19 protein-coding genes are annotated in these 16,307 nt (G+C 60.9%); 9 read left to right on the top strand and 10 right to left on the bottom strand.

Going from position 1 to position 16,307, the window contains the following annotated elements:
- Nucleotides 1-50: 50 nt before the first annotated feature.
- The 4 genes from glnK to sutA all read left to right on the top strand — a co-directional run bounded on the left by glnK (nt 51) and on the right by sutA (nt 2,829).
- Entirely contained in the window at nt 51-389 is a 339-nt protein-coding gene (gene glnK / locus OH720_RS30935; RefSeq protein ID WP_002555808.1) for a P-II family nitrogen regulator, read from the top strand.
- A gap of 35 nt (nt 390-424) precedes the next feature.
- On the top strand, nt 425-1,762 hold the full coding sequence (locus tag OH720_RS30930; protein WP_272604004.1) for an ammonium transporter: 1,338 nt from the start codon (nt 425-427) through the stop codon (nt 1,760-1,762).
- 216 nt (nt 1,763-1,978) lie between these two features.
- Nucleotides 1,979-2,404 (top strand): secondary thiamine-phosphate synthase enzyme YjbQ, encoded by a 426-nt coding sequence (locus OH720_RS30925; protein ID WP_008066362.1) that lies wholly within the window; start codon nt 1,979-1,981, stop codon nt 2,402-2,404.
- A 101-nt stretch (nt 2,405-2,505) separates the two neighbouring features.
- Nucleotides 2,506-2,829, top strand: coding sequence for a transcriptional regulator SutA (gene sutA / locus OH720_RS30920; RefSeq protein ID WP_007980816.1), 324 nt, complete (start codon nt 2,506-2,508; stop codon nt 2,827-2,829).
- 186 nt (nt 2,830-3,015) lie between these two features.
- On the opposite strand, the gene OH720_RS30915 is transcribed toward sutA, so the two are convergent.
- From OH720_RS30915 to lptM, 6 genes are read right to left on the bottom strand one after another with little or no spacing between them, the layout of a single operon-like run.
- Nucleotides 3,016-3,723: an HAD family hydrolase gene (locus OH720_RS30915; protein WP_272604003.1), complete on the bottom strand. Its 708-nt coding sequence runs from the start codon at nt 3,721-3,723 to the stop codon at nt 3,016-3,018.
- The gene (gene xerC, locus OH720_RS30910) at nt 3,720-4,619 is read right to left on the bottom strand and encodes a tyrosine recombinase XerC (protein WP_272604002.1); all 900 of its coding nucleotides are present in this window, start codon (nt 4,617-4,619) and stop codon (nt 3,720-3,722) included. The genes OH720_RS30915 and xerC overlap by 4 nt, the downstream gene beginning before the upstream one ends.
- A 1-nt stretch (nt 4,620) precedes the next feature.
- Entirely contained in the window at nt 4,621-5,346 is a 726-nt protein-coding gene (locus OH720_RS30905) for a DUF484 family protein (RefSeq protein ID WP_008066381.1), read from the bottom strand.
- A 13-nt stretch (nt 5,347-5,359) separates the two neighbouring features.
- Entirely contained in the window at nt 5,360-6,190 is an 831-nt protein-coding gene (gene dapF / locus OH720_RS30900; RefSeq protein ID WP_175387316.1) for a diaminopimelate epimerase, read from the bottom strand.
- Between the two features lie 4 nt (nt 6,191-6,194).
- A complete protein-coding gene (gene lysA, locus OH720_RS30895) occupies nt 6,195-7,442 on the bottom strand; it encodes a diaminopimelate decarboxylase (protein WP_008066385.1) in 1,248 nt (415 codons plus the stop codon).
- 9 nt (nt 7,443-7,451) lie between these two features.
- Nucleotides 7,452-7,634, bottom strand: a complete 183-nt coding sequence (gene lptM, locus OH720_RS30890; protein WP_008066386.1) for an LPS translocon maturation chaperone LptM — start codon at nt 7,632-7,634, stop codon at nt 7,452-7,454.
- A 317-nt stretch (nt 7,635-7,951) separates the two neighbouring features.
- Here lptM and cyaY point away from each other — a divergent pair, with 317 nt between their 5' ends.
- The 3 genes from cyaY to rnk all read left to right on the top strand — a co-directional run bounded on the left by cyaY (nt 7,952) and on the right by rnk (nt 9,080).
- Nucleotides 7,952-8,284 (top strand): iron donor protein CyaY, encoded by a 333-nt coding sequence (gene cyaY, locus OH720_RS30885; RefSeq protein WP_180202182.1) that lies wholly within the window; start codon nt 7,952-7,954, stop codon nt 8,282-8,284.
- 4 nt (nt 8,285-8,288) lie between these two features.
- Complete coding sequence (locus OH720_RS30880; protein WP_272604001.1) at nt 8,289-8,516, top strand: DUF1289 domain-containing protein; 228 nt, start codon at nt 8,289-8,291, stop codon at nt 8,514-8,516.
- Between the two features lie 153 nt (nt 8,517-8,669).
- Nucleotides 8,670-9,080, top strand: coding sequence for a nucleoside diphosphate kinase regulator (rnk, locus tag OH720_RS30875; RefSeq protein ID WP_008015509.1), 411 nt, complete (start codon nt 8,670-8,672; stop codon nt 9,078-9,080).
- A gap of 7 nt (nt 9,081-9,087) precedes the next feature.
- Here rnk and OH720_RS30870 read toward each other — a convergent pair whose 3' ends face one another.
- From OH720_RS30870 to OH720_RS30860, 3 genes are all read right to left on the bottom strand, one after another.
- Nucleotides 9,088-11,934: a class I adenylate cyclase gene (locus OH720_RS30870; RefSeq protein WP_272604000.1), complete on the bottom strand. Its 2,847-nt coding sequence runs from the start codon at nt 11,932-11,934 to the stop codon at nt 9,088-9,090.
- 193 nt (nt 11,935-12,127) lie between these two features.
- Nucleotides 12,128-12,373, bottom strand: coding sequence for a TIGR02647 family protein (locus tag OH720_RS30865; RefSeq protein WP_008066390.1), 246 nt, complete (start codon nt 12,371-12,373; stop codon nt 12,128-12,130).
- Nucleotides 12,374-12,458: 85 nt separating this feature from the next.
- Entirely contained in the window at nt 12,459-12,743 is a 285-nt protein-coding gene (locus tag OH720_RS30860) for a hypothetical protein (protein ID WP_272603999.1), read from the bottom strand.
- Nucleotides 12,744-12,869: 126 nt separating this feature from the next.
- Here OH720_RS30860 and OH720_RS30855 point away from each other — a divergent pair, with 126 nt between their 5' ends.
- Nucleotides 12,870-13,529 (top strand): glutathione S-transferase family protein, encoded by a 660-nt coding sequence (locus tag OH720_RS30855; protein ID WP_272603998.1) that lies wholly within the window; start codon nt 12,870-12,872, stop codon nt 13,527-13,529.
- A gap of 118 nt (nt 13,530-13,647) precedes the next feature.
- Here OH720_RS30855 and argH read toward each other — a convergent pair whose 3' ends face one another.
- Nucleotides 13,648-15,042 (bottom strand): argininosuccinate lyase, encoded by a 1,395-nt coding sequence (argH, locus tag OH720_RS30850; RefSeq protein ID WP_272603997.1) that lies wholly within the window; start codon nt 15,040-15,042, stop codon nt 13,648-13,650.
- 451 nt (nt 15,043-15,493) lie between these two features.
- On the opposite strand from argH, the gene OH720_RS30845 reads away from it, so the two are divergent.
- On the top strand, nt 15,494-16,240 hold the full coding sequence (locus OH720_RS30845) for a LytR/AlgR family response regulator transcription factor (protein WP_008066399.1): 747 nt from the start codon (nt 15,494-15,496) through the stop codon (nt 16,238-16,240).
- The last annotated feature ends 67 nt before the right edge of the window (nt 16,241-16,307 follow it).

Genomic DNA, 16,307 nt, shown 5'->3' with positions numbered 1-16,307 from the left:
ACGGGTTTGTTTTCCTGGGGCAAGTCCACCAAATTCGGGAGAGAGTTTTCATGAAGCTAGTCACTGCCATCATCAAGCCGTTCAAGTTGGACGACGTACGCGAGTCGTTGTCCGAGATCGGCGTGCAGGGCATTACCGTTACTGAAGTCAAAGGCTTCGGTCGGCAGAAGGGTCACACCGAGCTGTATCGCGGCGCGGAGTACGTGGTCGATTTCCTGCCAAAGGTGAAGATTGATGTCGCCATTGACGACAAGGATCTCGACCGGGTTATCGAGGCGATAACCAAGGCGGCCAACACCGGCAAGATCGGTGACGGCAAGATCTTCGTGGTCAATCTGGAACAGGCGATTCGCATCCGTACCGGCGAAACCGATACCGACGCAATCTAAGCCGCCACAAACCCAACGCCCCAGGAGAAAACAAAATGACTCTGCGTAAATTCGCAGGGCTAGGAGCCCTGTTGTCCTTCGTAATGCCCTGCCTGGCCATGGCGGCAGACGAAGTGGCGGCCCCAGTCCTCAACTCCGGCGATACCGCCTGGATGTTGACCTCGACAGCCCTCGTGCTGTTCATGACCATTCCCGGCCTCGCGCTGTTCTACGGCGGCATGGTGCGCTCCAAAAACATTCTTTCCGTGATGATGCAGTGCTTCGCCATTACCGGTCTGATCAGCGTCCTGTGGGTCATTTATGGCTACAGCATCGCGTTCGACACCACGGGCATGGAGCAGGGCGTCGTCAACTTCAACTCCTTCTTCGGTGGCATGGGCAAGGCCTTCCTCGCCGGTGTCACGCCATCCAGCCTGACCGGCCCTGCGGCGCTGTTCCCTGAGGCGGTGTTCATCACCTTCCAGATGACGTTCGCCATCATTACCCCGGCGCTGATCGTCGGTGCCTTCGCCGAGCGCATGAAGTTCTCCGCGATGCTGATCTTCATGGGCATCTGGTTCACCCTGGTGTATGCACCGATCGCGCACATGGTCTGGTCCGGCAACGGCGGCCTGATGTGGGACTGGGGCGTGCTGGACTTCGCCGGCGGCACCGTGGTGCACATCAATGCCGGTGTGGCCGGTCTGGTTGCCTGCCTGGTACTGGGCAAGCGCAAAGGCTTCCCGACCACGCCGATGGCACCGCACAACCTGGGTTACACCCTGATGGGCGCGGCCATGCTGTGGGTCGGCTGGTTCGGTTTCAACGCCGGTTCCGCCGCGGCGGCCAACGGCACTGCCGGCATGGCAATGCTGGTTACCCAGATCGCTACCGCCGCCGCTGCTCTGGGCTGGATGTTTGCCGAGTGGGTCACCCACGGCAAGCCAAGCGCACTGGGCATCGCTTCGGGTGTGGTTGCAGGCCTGGTAGCCATTACCCCGGCCGCTGGCACCGTAGGCCCGATGGGTGCTTTGGTGATCGGTCTGGCTGCAGGCGTGGTGTGCTTCTTCTGCGCGACCACCCTGAAACGCAAACTCGGCTATGACGACTCCCTGGACGCCTTCGGCGTGCACGGTATCGGCGGTATTCTCGGCGCGATCCTGACCGGTGTGTTCGCTGCACCGGCCCTGGGCGGTTTCGGCACTGTCACCGATATCGGTGCGCAAGTCTGGATTCAGCTCAAGGGCGTGGGCTTCACGGTGATCTACACCGCGATCGTCACCTACATCATCCTCAAGGTCCTGGACGCTGTAATGGGCCTGCGTATCACCGAGGAAGAAGAAGCGGTCGGTATCGATCTGGCGCTTCACAACGAACGCGGCTACAACTTGTAAGCACGCGCATGAAAAAAACTTGCCCGGCTTGCCGGGCATTTTTTTGTCTGGAATTTGTCATTGAAGGGTGAGCTGAAAGGTTTTTTCCTACAGGTTTTACGATGTTTGCGTCGGGTATATTTGTACGGCCGAAGGCTTACAGGAATGAGGGATGATCAGGGCCTTTGTTTTTTCCCAGAGCGCGCTAGAATGCGCCCCGGACGTGCGGAGAACTGTATGTGGCAACAGACTCTGATAACCCTTCGGGCGAGGCCCCGGGGCTTTCATCTGGTAACGGACGAGTTACTCGCCGGCCTGCCTGAACTCAAGGCGTGTCGGGTCGGTCTGTTGCATTTGTGGATACAGCATACCTCGGCGTCGTTGACCATCAACGAGAACGCCGATCCGGCGGTCCGTCGCGACTTCGAACGATTTTTCAATCGTCTGATCCCACAAGGAACAGACGGCTATGAGCATAACGACGAAGGCCTGGACGACCTCCCGGCGCACTTCAAGGCCAGTGTGCTTGGCTGTCAGCTCAGTTTGCCGATTTCGGCGGGCCGACTGGCATTAGGGACCTGGCAAGGCGTTTATCTGGGCGAGCACCGTGATCACGGCGGTGCCCGTAAAGTCCTCGCCACCGTGCACGGTGAAGGGGCATAACCGCTGGTCAGCAGCGGCTGTTGATTTTTTTCCGGCGGCCTTCGACAGAGGGCAAAGCTGGGCTATAACTAATCTGCTTTTCGCAAGTCATGAGGTAGAACATGAGCGACGATGATCTGGAAAACGACGACCTCGAAGTAGGCGACGACGACGAAACCGAAGAAGGTCTGGAAGCAGCGGCGGAAGACGTCGCTGAAGACGACGGCGGTGATGCCCCCGTTCCGACCGCCAAAGGCAAAGCCAAGGCAGCGGTATCGGTTGATGAGCTGCCGAGTGTCGAAGCCAAGAACAAGGAACGCGACGCCCTGGCCAAGGCCATGGAAGAGTTCCTGGCTCGTGGTGGCAAGGTGCAGGAAGTGGAGGCCAATGTGGTCGCCGATCCTCCCAAGAAGCCTGACAACAAGTACGGCAGCCGGCCTATCTGAGCCTGCTGCACGCTTGCTGAAAAAGCCCGCCGTCGCTGCGGGCTTTTTCATGCCTGAAACAAAACATCAGGCTTGGCACAAGCCATTGTAGGAGTGAGCCTGCTCGCGATGGCGGTGGGTCAGGCGACATCAATGGTGGATGTGCTTGCCTCATCGCGAGCAGGCTCACTCCTACAGGGTTTGGTGTCAGGCCGAAACTGAATTCCACTGCGCCAACAACGCCGGCAGCTCCGTCAGGCTGCGGATCTCGGCATCCGGCAAACGCTCGGCCTCCCAGACCTTGCCCGCCGGGTTGAACCAGATCGCCCGCAGTCCTGCCTGCTGCGCACCGGCAATGTCGTCCCCCGGATGGTCACCGATATGCACGGCCGTCCCAGGGGTTGCACCACCGCGCAGCAAGGCTTCGTGGAACAGCCGCGCATCGGGCTTGGCGATGCCGATGTCTTCGGCGCACAACGCAAACTTGAAGTAGTCCGCCAGCCCCAGGCGGCGCACATCGGCGTTGCCGTTGGTGACCACGCCGAGGGTGTAATGGTTGGCCAGTGCCTGGAGGGTGGGTTGCACCTCCGGGAAGATTTCCAGCTGGTGCCGGGCATGCAGGAACACTTCGAAACTTTGATCGGCCAGGTCCGACGCCTCGGCGTGGGCGTACCCGGCTTCTTCTAGCGCTTGAAACAACACGCGACGACGCAAGGCGCTGATGCGGTGTTTGAGTGCCGGTTCGATGCTCAGGATGCGTTCGCGAATGGCCCACAAATGTTCCACCGGAACAGCACCCAGGTTGGGCGCATGTTCAGTCAGCCATTCACGCAATACGGCTTCGGCGCTGACGATCACCGGGGCGGTGTCCCACAGGGTGTCATCGAGGTCGAAAGTGATCAGTTGGAGAGTCATGAATCGTCGCCCTTAATGCGTTTGGCCCGTGGATGGGCGCTGTCGTAGACGGTTGCCAGGTGCTGGAAATCCAGGTGGGTGTAGATCTGGGTGGTCTTGATATCCGAGTGGCCGAGCAGTTCCTGCACCGCCCGCAGGTCCTGGGAGGACTCCAGCATGTGACTGGCGAAAGAGTGTCGCAACATGTGCGGGTGCAGGTTTTGCCCCAGTTCGCGTTCGCCCGCGGCCTTGACCCGCAGCTGGATAGCCCGTGGTCCCAAACGCCGGCCTTGCTGGCTGACAAACACCGCATCGTCCGCCGGATTGGCCAAGGCCCGCAGTGGCAGCCACTGTTCCAGCGCCTCGCGGGCTTTTGCGCCCACTGGCAACAGACGGGTTTTGCTGCCCTTGCCGTGCACCTGAACCATGCCGTCCGCCAGATCCAGCTGGTCGAGATTGAGCCCGGTCAGCTCCGACAGGCGCAGCCCGGAGGAGTAAAACAGTTCAAGGATCGCCTGATCCCGGCGCGCCAGGAAGTCGTCCTCAACGCCACCTTCAAGCAGTTGCAGCGCACGGTCGGTATCGAGGGTTTTCGGCAAGCGACGTTCGCCCTTGGGCGGTGCCAGGCCGTTGGCAGGGTCGTGGTCGCAGAGGCCTTCGCGGTTCAGGTAGTGATATAGCCCGCGGACGGCCGACAGCAGGCGCGCCAGGCTACGGGACGATTGGCCTTGTGAGTGCAGGCGGGCGACCAGGCTGCGCAGGCGCTGGATGTCGAGGGCCGCCCAACTGCCGATGTTCTGCTTGACACACCAGTCCAGCACTTTGTCGAGGTCGCGGCGATAGGCCGATAGCGTGTGCGGCGACACCTGCCGCTCACTGCGCAGGTGTTCGCAGTAAGCGTCCAGTTGCCGTTCCACCTCAGCGTACCGAGCGCAGGGAGCTGTTGAGCCGTGGCAGCACGCGACCCATGACTTCCGCGATGTAGCTCAAAAACAGCGTGCCCACCGAGCTCTTGTAGTGCTGTGGATCACGGCTGGCGATGGCCAGGATGCCGTGGATGCCTTGGTGACTGATGGCAACGACGGCAGTGGAGCCGATCTGCTTGCGCTGTTCTTCGCCGAACAGAAAGTCCAGTTCATGCTCGCGCAGGGTGCCGCTGACGCTCTTTTCTTCCTGCAGCAAGCCGCCAATGGCCACTTGTGCCTCGGCGTGGGTGACCCAGCGGCCAACTGGCATGGGATTGTCGCCCAGCAGGATGAGACTGACGAAGGGCACCTGGAAGTCCTGGCGCAGGCTGTCTTCGACGCACATCACCACGTCTTCCAGGGTGTTGGCATCCATCAGCGCAAGGATCAGGCGGCGGGTCTTGTCGAAGAGGCGGTCGTTGTCGCGTGCCACATCCATCAAGTGCGAGAGGCGGTGGCGCAATTCGATGTTGCGATCCCGCAGGATGGTCATCTGGCGTTCGACCAGGGACACGGTGTCGCCACGTCGATGGGGAATGCGCAAGGCCGGCAGCAGTTCTTCGTGTTCGACGAAGAAGTCCGGATGAGCCTCCAGGTACGCGGCAATCGCCGCCGCCTCCAGGCTTTCGGACGCTGATTCGTCGGGCTGTCGGGCGGGTACCTGGGGCTTATCGGTCATGGCTTTGGCTCACTCAAAGACGTACTTGTCCTTCGTATACGCGTACTGCCGGGCCGGTCATCATGACCGGTTGGCCAGGGCCTGCCCATTCAATGGACAGGCGCCCGCCGGGCAGGTCGATCAATAGCGGCGAATCCATCCACCCCTGGCTGATCGCGGCCACCGCCGCAGCACAGGCGCCGGTACCGCAGGCCTGGGTTTCCCCGGCCCCGCGCTCCCAGACGCGCAACTGCGCGCGGCCCCGGTCGATGACCTGGAGAAAACCGACATTGACCCGTGCCGGGAAGCGCGGGTGATGTTCGATTTTCGGCCCCAGTTCATGCACCGGTGCATTGTTGATGTCGCTGACCCGCAACACGGCGTGGGGGTTACCCATGGACACGGCTGCCAGCTCGACCGGTGTGCCGTCGACATCAACCTGGTAACTCAGGGCCTGTTCCGGCGCCTGGAACGGAATATCGGCCGGCACCAGGCGCGGCGCGCCCATGTTCACGCCGATCTGGCCGTCGTTGCGGACATCCAGCTCAATGATGCCGCTTTTGGTCTCGACACGGATCTGCCGTTTCGCGGTCAGGCGCTTGTCGAGCACAAAACGGGCGAAACAGCGCGCACCGTTGCCGCACTGTTCCACTTCGGAGCCGTCGGAGTTGAAGATCCGATAGCGGAAGTCCACGTCCGGGTTGCTCGGGGCTTCGACGATCAGCAACTGGTCGAAACCGATGCCGGTGTGTCGATCACCCCAAAGCTTTGCATGCTTGGGCAGAATATGCGCGTGCTGGCTGACCAGGTCGAGGACCATGAAGTCATTGCCCAGGCCGTGCATCTTGGTAAAACGCAGCAGCATGGTTTTACTCCGGCAGCAGGCTTTCGCCAGCGAACAACTCGGCTACCGTCTCACGGCGACGCACTTCAAATGCCTGATCACCGTCCACCAACACTTCAGCAGCGCGGCCGCGGGTGTTGTAGTTGGAGCTCATGACAAACCCATAGGCACCGGCCGAATGCACGGCCAGCAGGTCGCCTTCTTCCAGCGCAAGCTCACGCTCCTTGGCCAGGAAGTCGCCGGTCTCGCAGATCGGCCCGACGATGTCGTAGGGGCGGGCAGCGGTAGTGCGCGGGCGCACGGCGGTGACGTCCATCCAGGCCTGGTACAGCGCCGGGCGGATCAGGTCGTTCATCGCCGCGTCGACGATGGCGAAGTCTTTGTGTTCGGTGTGCTTGAGGTACTCGACCTGGGTCAGCAGCACGCCGGCGTTGGCGACGATGAAGCGGCCCGGTTCGAACACCAGTGCCAGATCGCGACCGTCAAGACGCTCGCGCACGGCCTTGATGTAGTCGGCGGCCAATGGCGGCTCTTCATCGCGATAACGCACACCCAGGCCGCCACCGAGGTCGATGTGGCGCAGGTAGATGCCGCAGTCGCCAAGGCGGTCGACCAGGCCCAGCAGGCGGTCGAGGGCATCGATGAACGGTGGCAGGGTGGTCAGTTGCGAACCGATATGGCAATCGACGCCGACCACTTCCAGGTTCGGCAGCTGCGCGGCACGCACATACACGTCTTCGGCGTCGGCGATGGCGATGCCGAACTTGTTCTCTTTTAGACCGGTGGAGATGTACGGGTGAGTACCGGCATCGACGTCCGGGTTGACGCGCAGCGAGATCGGCGCCCGAACACCCAGCTCGGCCGCCACCACTTGCAGGCGCTCCAGCTCGTCAGTGGACTCGACGTTGAAGCAGTGCACGCCGACTTCCAGCGCACGACGCATGTCGTCGCGGGTCTTGCCAACGCCGGAGAACACGATCTTGTCGGCGCTGCCGCCAGCGGCCAGCACACGTTCCAGTTCGCCACGGGAAACGATGTCGAAACCGGCACCCAGGCGCGCCAGGACATTCAGTACACCCAGGTTGGAGTTGGCCTTGACTGCAAAGCAAACCAGGTGAGGCATGCCAACCAGGGCATCGGCATACGCCAGGTATTGGGCTTCGATGTGCGCGCGCGAGTAAACGTAGGTCGGTGTACCAAAGCGATCAGCGATAGCAGACAGGGCAACACCTTCCGCGAACAGTTCACCGTCACGGTAGTTAAAAGCGTCCATGATGTTCCCTTATTGGTAGACGTCGTGCTTGTGCGACTTGGAGGGCTGCTTTTGCGAGGACTGTGCTTGCTCTGCAGGGTCCTGATCTTCATCGGGCAGGTACAGCGGGCCTTTTTGGCCACAGGCTGAAACCAAACAGGCAAAAGCGACGATCGAAGCGAGCGCGGCTAGGGAAGAGATCAGGCGCTTCATGGCGAAATCCTTGAAAATGCAGTAATTGCGCCGGAGTATACCGGCCACCCGGCAGCTTGCCTATGCGACGGGGCTCCCGTCCGGCGGGCCTGCGCGCAAGCACATCGAGACCTGTGGGAGCGGGCTTGCCCGCGATAGCGATGGTTCAGTCGATATTGATGTTGAATTTGCCGGCCCATCGCGGGCAAGCCCGCTCCCACAGGGATCGGTGTTGGATGTGCTGGCAGGGCGCTTATTCGTTATCCTTTGCAATCAGCGGGGCTCGCCCGTATCGTGCGGCGCTTGAGCCTGATCAGACACTTTTTGAGGTTGCCGTAATGAGTTTGTCCGAAGCGCGTTTCCACGATCTGGTCGATGCCACCCAGCAGACGTTGGAGGACATCTTTGACGACAGCGACCTGGATATCGATCTCGAAAGCTCGGCCGGCGTGCTGACCGTGAAGTTTGAAAGCGGCAGCCAGTTGATCTTCAGTCGCCAGGAGCCCCTGCGCCAGTTGTGGCTGGCGGCAGTGTCCGGTGGCTTCCACTTCGACTACGACGAAGAAAGCGAGCGCTGGATGTGCGACAAGAGCGAAGAGCAGCTGGGTGAAATGCTCGAGCGCATCGTCAAGCAACAAGCCGGCATCGAACTCGATTTCGAAGGCCTGTAACGTCGTGACCCAGACTGCGCCCGCTCGTCCTCCGAAGCCGCTTTACAGCAACGTCAGCCCGGCAGTCCCTTCGCCGTGCAGCGGCGTGTGCCGGCTGGATGAGCAGAAGGTCTGCCTCGGGTGTTTTCGCCATGTCGAAGACATCCGCGAATGGCGCTCGGCGGATGACGAACGCCGCCGGGTGATCTGCGCCCAGGCCTCGCATCGCAAAACCACTGCCGATGCCCGGTAGGGGCACAGAGCCGTACGCCGGTGGCGGCTTGTATATTTTTTGAGCTGTGATAGTGTCCGGGTACGCCTCAACCCACCGAGGCTTGTGAAAACCCCGCCTTTTTCTGGCGGGGTTTTGCTTTTTTCGTGCAGAAGAAAGGAGTCTGCCCTGATCATGACCGCACCTTCCATCACCCTTACCCGTCTGGACGTACAACGTCTGGAGCGCCTGATCGACAGCCTGGACGAAACGCTGCCGGGCGTTATCGCGCTGCAAACCGAACTGGATCGCGCCGATACACTGGTCGGCCACGATGAAGTGCCCGCCGATGTCGTGACCATGAATTCCCGTGTGCACTGCCGTGAAGAGGGCAGTGGCAAGGACTACCACCTGACGCTGGTGTATCCGAAGGATGCCAACGCCGATGAAGGCAAGATCTCCATTCTGGCGCCAGTCGGCAGCGCGTTGCTGGGCCTGAAAGTCGGCCAGCACATCGACTGGCCAGCCCCGGGCGGCAAGACGTTGAAACTGACCCTGCTTGAAGTCGAATCGCAGCCAGCCAACGGCGGCGACTACAACGTTTGACCCCGCCTCAGACCTGTTCGAGCGCCTCGTTCAATGCGCGCTCCAGGTCGGTCTTGTAGCGCAGATACAGATTGCTTGACCCCTGACCATCACCGAGCAGGCCTGAAAGGTCCAGATCGGTGATGTAGCAGCGGTAGCGTTCGGTCTCGCGGCGTTGCTCGACGATTTCCCGGGCGACCACGCTGAACAGCTGGTCGCCATGTTCCAGCTCGGAAAACTCCCGCTGATTGCAATACAACGTGACCTGTACCTTGCCCGGCGCGGCTTTGCCGACGATCGCCTGTACGTCATAGAAGGGTTTGTTGGCCGGGGTTTGCGGTGCCGGTCGGGCATCCATCCGGCGCGCCCGGCCTGCGCCTGAAGGCAGCAGTTGGTAGTACAGGGTGTCCAGGCTCGCAGGCTGGGCCGTGTCCATCGGCAGCGCGGCGTCGCGCCGGTACTGGATCGATTGCAGGAAACGCTGCAACGGCACCAGCAGGCTGTGCTCGTCATGCCACGGCAGGCGCTGCTGCCACAGGGCATTGAATTCATCGAGCACGTACAGGTCGGCCTGCGCTTCGTTGACCCGGTAGAACACCTGGATGCAGTCCGGTCGACCCATGGGCAGCAGCAGCGCCAGGTCCTGGTCGTCCAGTGCCATCGGGTCCAGGTGCAACGGGCTGTAGCTCGCCCGTTCTTCACCGAGGTAGTCGAGCAGTGCCGGCAGGGTGTCCAGCGCGATGTGTTTGACCTGGCCGGGTATCAGTTCCAGTACGTGGTAATGCTGCTGGACCTGAATCAGGTAGCGGTGGTTGAGATTACTCAGCAGCAGGTTCTGCGCGGTGTCGAGAATGTCTTCGACGCGCTGGGCGATGAATTGTGCGCGGTTGTGGCAGAAACAACGCACTCTTAACCTGGGTTGTCGCGGCCCGCCAGGCAGGGCGTTGAGATAGTCGCGCAGGCAATCGAGCAGGGCATGGGGACCGTCGTAGCGACTGACCAGCACTTCGTTCCAGCTGTTGCGCGTGACCTGATCCAGGGTCAGCACCAGGTTTTCCCTAACGCCTGCGTAGCTCAAGGAGTCGGTGCGCTCGGTGGTCATCAGGATGTTCAGGTCGCGGTGGTGCTTGAGCGGATCAATGCCAACGTTGACCAGGATCAGCACCTCGCTGGGCACGCTGGCACGCAACAGGAGTTCTTCGGCGACGGTCGGCAGAGGCAGGGGAATGCTCTGTTGCAGGCTGCCAAGCAGGTTGAATAGCTCGAATTCGCTCAGGTCGCTGCTGCCAGGGTGCAAGGCCAGGCGGGTGCTGCTGTCGATCACGCCGTTGCGGTGGCACCAGGCGAGCAGCTCGAGCAAATGGCGACTGCGTTTGATCGGCGCGAAATGTTCCCACTCAAGGGCGGTCAGGCTGCCGTTGTACAAGCCCCACTGGCTTTGCTCCGGTTCTTTCCTGCTCGGCGCGTACACCAGCGTCAGAGTGTCTTCGGCCAGGTCCGGGGCGATGCCGGGGTTGATGAACTCGACCTTGTCCGCCTTGCGCTCGAAGGCCGCATACAGGCGTCGACCCAGCACGCTGAGGTCGCGCTTGTTGATCGGGCTGATGGTTTGTTCGTGGCGGGCAAACTGGGTCAGGAAGCGATAGCTGAAATTCAGTTCGTTGACCAGGGCCCGGCGCTCCGAGATGACCTGGCGGACTTTCCACTGGCTGCGGCTGTCGAGTAGGGCCAATTGGCGCTGGTCCCATTGCCATTCGCGGGCCAGGCGCTCAAGCAACGAGCGTTGCCAGCCCTGGTTGCGTGCGCCGCTGCCGGTGAGTTTGCGATTGACCTTCAGGTAGAGCGCTCGGCGCACCAGCTCCAGCCGCTCCGGTTCGTTGCGGGCGATGAGGTACTCCGCGATGCGCCGATAAACCACGACATACGGGTCCAGCTCATCAAGGTCGAGCCGGTTGGCGAACACCGCCTGTTTGAAGCGCAGGCTCAGGCATTGGACGCTGGGGTGTTCGCTGGCGTACACCTCGGTCAGCAGGAGTTTGAGCACCGATTTGTATGGCGACTCGATGCCCTTGAACAGCTGCCAGAGCCCCGCACCAATGAATTCCCCGGGCGGAATGCGGGCCAGGTGGCCCAGGTCCAGGGTTTCGTCGGCGCGGATGAAGCGCTTGGAGGTCAGTGTGTGGGTGTACCGCTCATAGTTGGCTTCCTCATACACCGGCACCAGCCACCAGATAGGCGTCCGTCCTGCCAGCCAGATCGCAGTGCGATAAAACTCGTCCAGCAGCAAGTAATGCTGGGTGGTGCCGCAGTCTTCCGAACTCAGCTGACTGTCGCGCTCACCCCGTACGAAGCGGATCGGGTCGATCAGGAAGAAGTGCGCCTCGGCACCCTGGCTGGCAGCCCAGGCTTCGAGCAGTTGGCACTTCCTGCGCAATTCGGTGAGCTCGTTTTCGCTCAGGTCCGGGCTGTGACAGACCCACACGTCCATATCGCTCTGGTCGGCTTGAGCCAGGGTGCCGAGGCTGCCCATCAGGAACAGGCCGTGAATCGGCCGGGGTGGATTGTTGCCGTGGCGCGGCTTATAGGAAAAGGAACGGGTCAGGCGCTGGGCTTCGGCGAGGACGCTGGCATCCGGCTCGAAATTCGACAGCCCGGCAGGCGTGCTGCCCGAAACGTAACCCGGCAGCAGCGGATGGTTGACATGGAAGAACAGCGGCAGGAGGTTCAATACCCCTTGCTGGCGCGTCGATAACCCATCCATGGCACGCGCCATGCGCCCCTCGTTGAGCTTGAGGAAGCGTGCGCGCAGCTGGCTGAGCACCTTGCGGTCAATTCCCTCGTCCAGATCGGGGCGGATTTCATGGGTGCGGGTCATGTCAGCTCAAACCGGCTCGCAGGGCTCGGACGTGGAGGCTCTCGGGATGAGGGGCAGTTTAGCGCCTCGGCGCCGGGACTTTTAAGCTGATTCTGTATTTCTGGCGTCAGATTTCTATCGAAGGGCGAAAACGGATAAAAAGTGCGCCCGCGGAAATCCTTAATCAGGCCTTCCGAGGGCGATGCAGGGGAATTCAGGCTGTTTCTTCGGCTCTCAGAATGGTGAGCACGGTTTGCACGTTTTGCGCAGCATCACGACCCAGGCTGGTCAGATAGCCGCCATCGGGCTGGTCGATCAGTTCTTTTTCATGCAGGCGTTTGGCAGCGGCAATGTGTTTCGGGGCAGCGGTCTGATGAATTTTCAAACCTTCCTGGGAACTGTCCAGGTTGAAGAGTGCGAGGACTTCCAGTTCGGCAACCAACTCAGGGGTAAGCGACATAAGGACTCCAGACTTTCTAGGAATTGGGCGACAGCGCTCCTAAGGTGATCTCACTCGCGCGGCATGTCCAGTGCTCGTGCCATGGTTATTGCTTTTCCGGCGGCAGCTCGGGCAGTGCCCGCAGCGCGGCTTCGTACCATTCGGTATTGAACGCGCGGTCTTCGTCGAGCATCGTGTCGATTTCTATGGCCAAAACGTGGGCCATCAGATTGAGGATGTCCTCGCGCTCGTAGCCCACCAGCGTCAGTTTGTTGAAGGTTGCTTTGGCGGCCGGCGGATTGTCGCTTTCGATCTGGTTCTCGATGGCTTCGGTCAGCGTGGTTTCGGCGAATTCTTCTTCGTCGGTATCGATATCGGTTGGCTCGCTCATGGCAGGCTCCTCTGGGAAAGGTCATCAGTTTAACTGCATTCAGCCGCGTGATGCTGCTGGCAAGAAACCCTGGAGCATTCTATAAACAGGCACTGCCCACCCCCCGCACGGCCTGGAGGCTATGTGATGCTCAAGCTTTATGGTTTTTCCGTCAGCAACTACTACAACATGGTCAAGCTGGCACTGCTGGAGAAAGGACTGCCGTTCGAAGAAGTGCCGTTTTATGCCGGTCAGACCCCCGAGGCGCTGGCCATCAGCCCCCGTGGCAAAGTACCGGTGCTGCAGACAGAGCAGGGTTACATTAATGAAACCAGTGTGATCCTCGAATACATCGAGCAAAGCCAGAAAGGCAAGGCACTGCTGCCGAGCGATCCCTTTGAACGGGCGCAGGTGCTGGCGCTGGCCAAGGAGATCGAGCTGTATATCGAGCTGCCGGCGCGTGCCTCTTATCCAGAAGCGTTTTTTGGCATGACGCTACCGGATGCGATCAAGGACAAAACCAAGGCCGAACTGTTGCAGGGTATTGCGGCGCTGGGCCGCCACGGAAAATTCAGCCCCTACGTGGCAGGCGAAAACCTGAGCGTGGCGGATCTGTATTTCCTGTACAGCGTGCCGCTGGCGTGCGGTGTGGCGAAGAAGTTGTTCGATATCGATCTGTTGGCTGAGCTGCCGGCAGCCAAGGCGCTGCTGGAGCTGCTGGGCGATAACCCGAATGTTCAGCGGGTTGCGGCGGACAAGGAGGCGGCGATGCCAGCGTTCATGGCGATGGTCGCGTCCAAGAAGTAAGTTTTATGGTGTTCTGAAGTCAGCCATCGCTGGCAAGCCAGCTCCCACAGGTTGTGTGTCGTGTCGCAAACTCGCGAGCGACACACAACCTGTGGGAGCTGGCTTGCCAGCGATGCTTTTAGCGGCTGGCGAGCAGAGCCTGACCGCGAGCCACGGCTGCCTTCACCTGCGCCGGCGCGGTGCCGCCGATGTGGTTACGGGCATTGACCGAACCTTCCAGGGTCAGCACGGCAAACACGTCCTGATCGATCTGGTCGCTGAACTTGCGCAGCTCTTCCAGGCTCATTTCTGCCAGGTCCTTGCCGCTTTCCACGCCATATTTCACGGCATGGCCGACGATTTCATGGCAATCGCGGAATGGCAGGCCACGGCGTACCAAGTAGTCCGCCAGGTCGGTGGCGGTGGAGAAACCGCGCAGGGCTGCTTCACGCATCATCGCGTGCTTGGGCTTGATCGCCGGGATCATGTCGGCAAAGGCGCGCAACGAGTCGCGCAGGGTATCGGCGGCGTCGAACAGCGGTTCCTTGTCTTCCTGGTTGTCCTTGTTGTAGGCCAGGGGTTGGCCTTTCATCAAGGTCAGCAGGCCCATCAGCGCGCCGAACACACGACCGGTCTTGCCACGTACCAGCTCTGGCACGTCCGGGTTTTTCTTTTGCGGCATGATCGAGCTGCCGGTGCAGAAACGGTCCGGCAGATCGATGAACTTGAACTGCGCGCTGGTCCACAGCACCAGCTCTTCGGAGAAGCGCGACAAGTGCATCATCGCGATACTGGCCGCCGAGCAGAACTCGATGGCGAAGTCGCGATCGGACACGTTGTCCAGCGAGTTGCCGCCCACGGCATCGAAGCCCAGCAACTGGGCGGTGTATTCGCGGTCGATCGGGTAGGTGGTGCCGGCCAGTGCGGCGCTGCCCAGTGGCATGCGGTTGGTGCGCTTGCGGCAGTCGACCAGGCGCTCGTAGTCGCGGCTGAGCATTTCGAACCAGGCCAGCATGTGGTGCCCGAAGGTCACCGGCTGCGCCGTCTGCAGATGAGTGAAGCCCGGCATGATGCTGCCCGCTTCGCGCTCGGCCTGCTCCAGCAGGCCTTTTTGCAGGCGGGTGATTTCGCCGAGGATCAGGTCGATTTCGTCACGCAGCCACAGGCGAATGTCGGTGGCGACCTGGTCGTTACGGCTGCGGCCGGTGTGCAGCTTTTTACCGGTCACGCCGATGCGGTCGGTCAGGCGCGCCTCGATGTTCATATGCACGTCTTCGAGGTCGATGCGCCAGTCGAACTGGCCGGCCTCGATTTCACCCTGGATGGTCTTCAGGCCATCGGTGATGCTGTCGCGCTCGGCATCGGTCAGCACGCCGACCTTGGCCAGCATGGTGGCGTGGGCGATCGAGCCCATGATGTCGTGGCGATACAGGCGCTGGTCGAAGGTGACGGAGGCGGTGAAGCGGGCGACGAAGGCGTCGACGGGTTCACTGAAGCGGCCGCCCCAGGACTGATTGGTCTTGTCAGTGCTCATGAATTCGCTCGTATCGGCTGTAGAAGGATGGCGTTGAAAGCTGCCGCGGATAATAACAGGGTTGCCAATCCTGTCGCTGGCACTGGTCGACTGGTTTTCATTGCTCGGGGTGTCTGAGCCGGTGTGCGAACAATTTGCACAACGATATTTTTCAATTGAGCAATATCGTTCCGGCAACCGTCTACAGTTGGACAGTAGGATCAGCGCACTTCTCGGTGCGAAAGAGGACTATAAGAAGAGGGGTGTTCATATTGCGTATCAACAATCCCTGTGGCGATGTGTCGCCAATGCGGGCCTGGGCCGCTAATCGCCCGGCAGATGAAAATTTAGCTGCCCGACCAGCGGCACTTTTTGACGCTCGCGCTAGTCTTAGCGTGGATCGCGGTGACGGACGTCACTTCACCTGTCTACGCTATCCTTGTGCGAGACTCACGCAGGAATCCAGCGCAATATGAATGTCCTGATCGTTGATGACGACCCCCAAGCCCGCGAGCGCCTGAGCCGAATGGTTGGCGAGCTCGAGGGATACAGTGTCCTGGAGCCCAGCGCCACGAACGGCGATGAAGCGTTGGCACTGATCGACAGCCACAAGCCGGATATCGTGCTGCTCGATATCCGCATGCCAGGCCTCGATGGCCTGCAAGTGGCCGCGCGATTGTGCGAACGTGAAACCCCGCCTGCCGTGGTGTTTTGCACGGGGCCCGATGAATTTGCCGTGGAAGCCTTACAGGCCAGCGCCGTAGGCTATCTGGTGAAACCTGTGCGAACTGAACAATTACATGACTCGTTGAAAAAAGCCGAACGGCCCAATCGTGGCCAGCTCGCCGCCCTGACTCGCCCTGCCGCCGAAAGTGGCAACGGCCCGCGCAGCCATATCAGTGCCCGTACCCGCAAGGGTATCGAGCTGATCCCGCTGGATCAGGTGGTCTATTTTATCGCCGACCACAAGTACGTGACCTTGCGTCACGAAAGCGGTGAGGTGCTGCTGGATGAGCCGCTCAAAGCCCTTGAAGATGAATTCGGCGACCGTTTCGTGCGCATCCACCGCAACGCACTGGTCGCTCGCGAGCGCATCGAACGCTTGCAACGAACACCGCTGGGGCATTTCCAGCTGTTCCTCAAGGGCCTGAATGGCGATGCATTGATCGTCAGTCGACGTCACGTGGCTGGCGTACGGAAAATGATGCAACAGCTTTGATTCGCGGGTTGCAAGGTGGACATCACACCCGATTGCCGGATATCCGGGGCCAGGGAGGCCGAGTAGT

The sequence above is a fragment of the Pseudomonas sp. WJP1 genome (assembly GCF_028471945.1).
In the GTDB taxonomy this organism is placed as follows: domain Bacteria; phylum Pseudomonadota; class Gammaproteobacteria; order Pseudomonadales; family Pseudomonadaceae; genus Aquipseudomonas.
Note: the sequence above shows the minus strand (reverse complement) of the source record. Positions and strands in the feature narration are given on the sequence as shown.

Excerpts from the sequence above, each read along its gene's own strand:
- dapF (WP_175387316.1), bottom strand. The coding sequence starts at position 6,190 with ATGCTGCTGCGTTTTACCAAGATGCACGGCCTGGGCAATGACTTCATG.
- OH720_RS30860 (WP_272603999.1), bottom strand. The coding sequence starts at position 12,743 with ATGAGCGAGCCAACCGATATCGATACCGACGAAGAAGAATTCGCCGAA.
- OH720_RS30855 (WP_272603998.1), top strand. The coding sequence starts at position 12,870 with ATGCTCAAGCTTTATGGTTTTTCCGTCAGCAACTACTACAACATGGTC.
- OH720_RS30870 (WP_272604000.1), bottom strand. The coding sequence starts at position 11,934 with ATGACCCGCACCCATGAAATCCGCCCCGATCTGGACGAGGGAATTGAC.
- lysA (WP_008066385.1), bottom strand. The coding sequence starts at position 7,442 with ATGGACGCTTTTAACTACCGTGACGGTGAACTGTTCGCGGAAGGTGTT.
- OH720_RS30905 (WP_008066381.1), bottom strand. The coding sequence starts at position 5,346 with ATGACCGATAAGCCCCAGGTACCCGCCCGACAGCCCGACGAATCAGCG.
- OH720_RS30865 (WP_008066390.1), bottom strand. The coding sequence starts at position 12,373 with ATGTCGCTTACCCCTGAGTTGGTTGCCGAACTGGAAGTCCTCGCACTC.
- sutA (WP_007980816.1), top strand. The coding sequence starts at position 2,506 with ATGAGCGACGATGATCTGGAAAACGACGACCTCGAAGTAGGCGACGAC.
- rnk (WP_008015509.1), top strand. The coding sequence starts at position 8,670 with ATGACCGCACCTTCCATCACCCTTACCCGTCTGGACGTACAACGTCTG.
- lptM (WP_008066386.1), bottom strand. The coding sequence starts at position 7,634 with ATGAAGCGCCTGATCTCTTCCCTAGCCGCGCTCGCTTCGATCGTCGCT.
- OH720_RS30845 (WP_008066399.1), top strand. The coding sequence starts at position 15,494 with ATGAATGTCCTGATCGTTGATGACGACCCCCAAGCCCGCGAGCGCCTG.
- cyaY (WP_180202182.1), top strand. The coding sequence starts at position 7,952 with ATGAGTTTGTCCGAAGCGCGTTTCCACGATCTGGTCGATGCCACCCAG.
- OH720_RS30915 (WP_272604003.1), bottom strand. The coding sequence starts at position 3,723 with ATGACTCTCCAACTGATCACTTTCGACCTCGATGACACCCTGTGGGAC.
- OH720_RS30930 (WP_272604004.1), top strand. The coding sequence starts at position 425 with ATGACTCTGCGTAAATTCGCAGGGCTAGGAGCCCTGTTGTCCTTCGTA.
- glnK (WP_002555808.1), top strand. The coding sequence starts at position 51 with ATGAAGCTAGTCACTGCCATCATCAAGCCGTTCAAGTTGGACGACGTA.
- argH (WP_272603997.1), bottom strand. The coding sequence starts at position 15,042 with ATGAGCACTGACAAGACCAATCAGTCCTGGGGCGGCCGCTTCAGTGAA.
- OH720_RS30925 (WP_008066362.1), top strand. The coding sequence starts at position 1,979 with ATGTGGCAACAGACTCTGATAACCCTTCGGGCGAGGCCCCGGGGCTTT.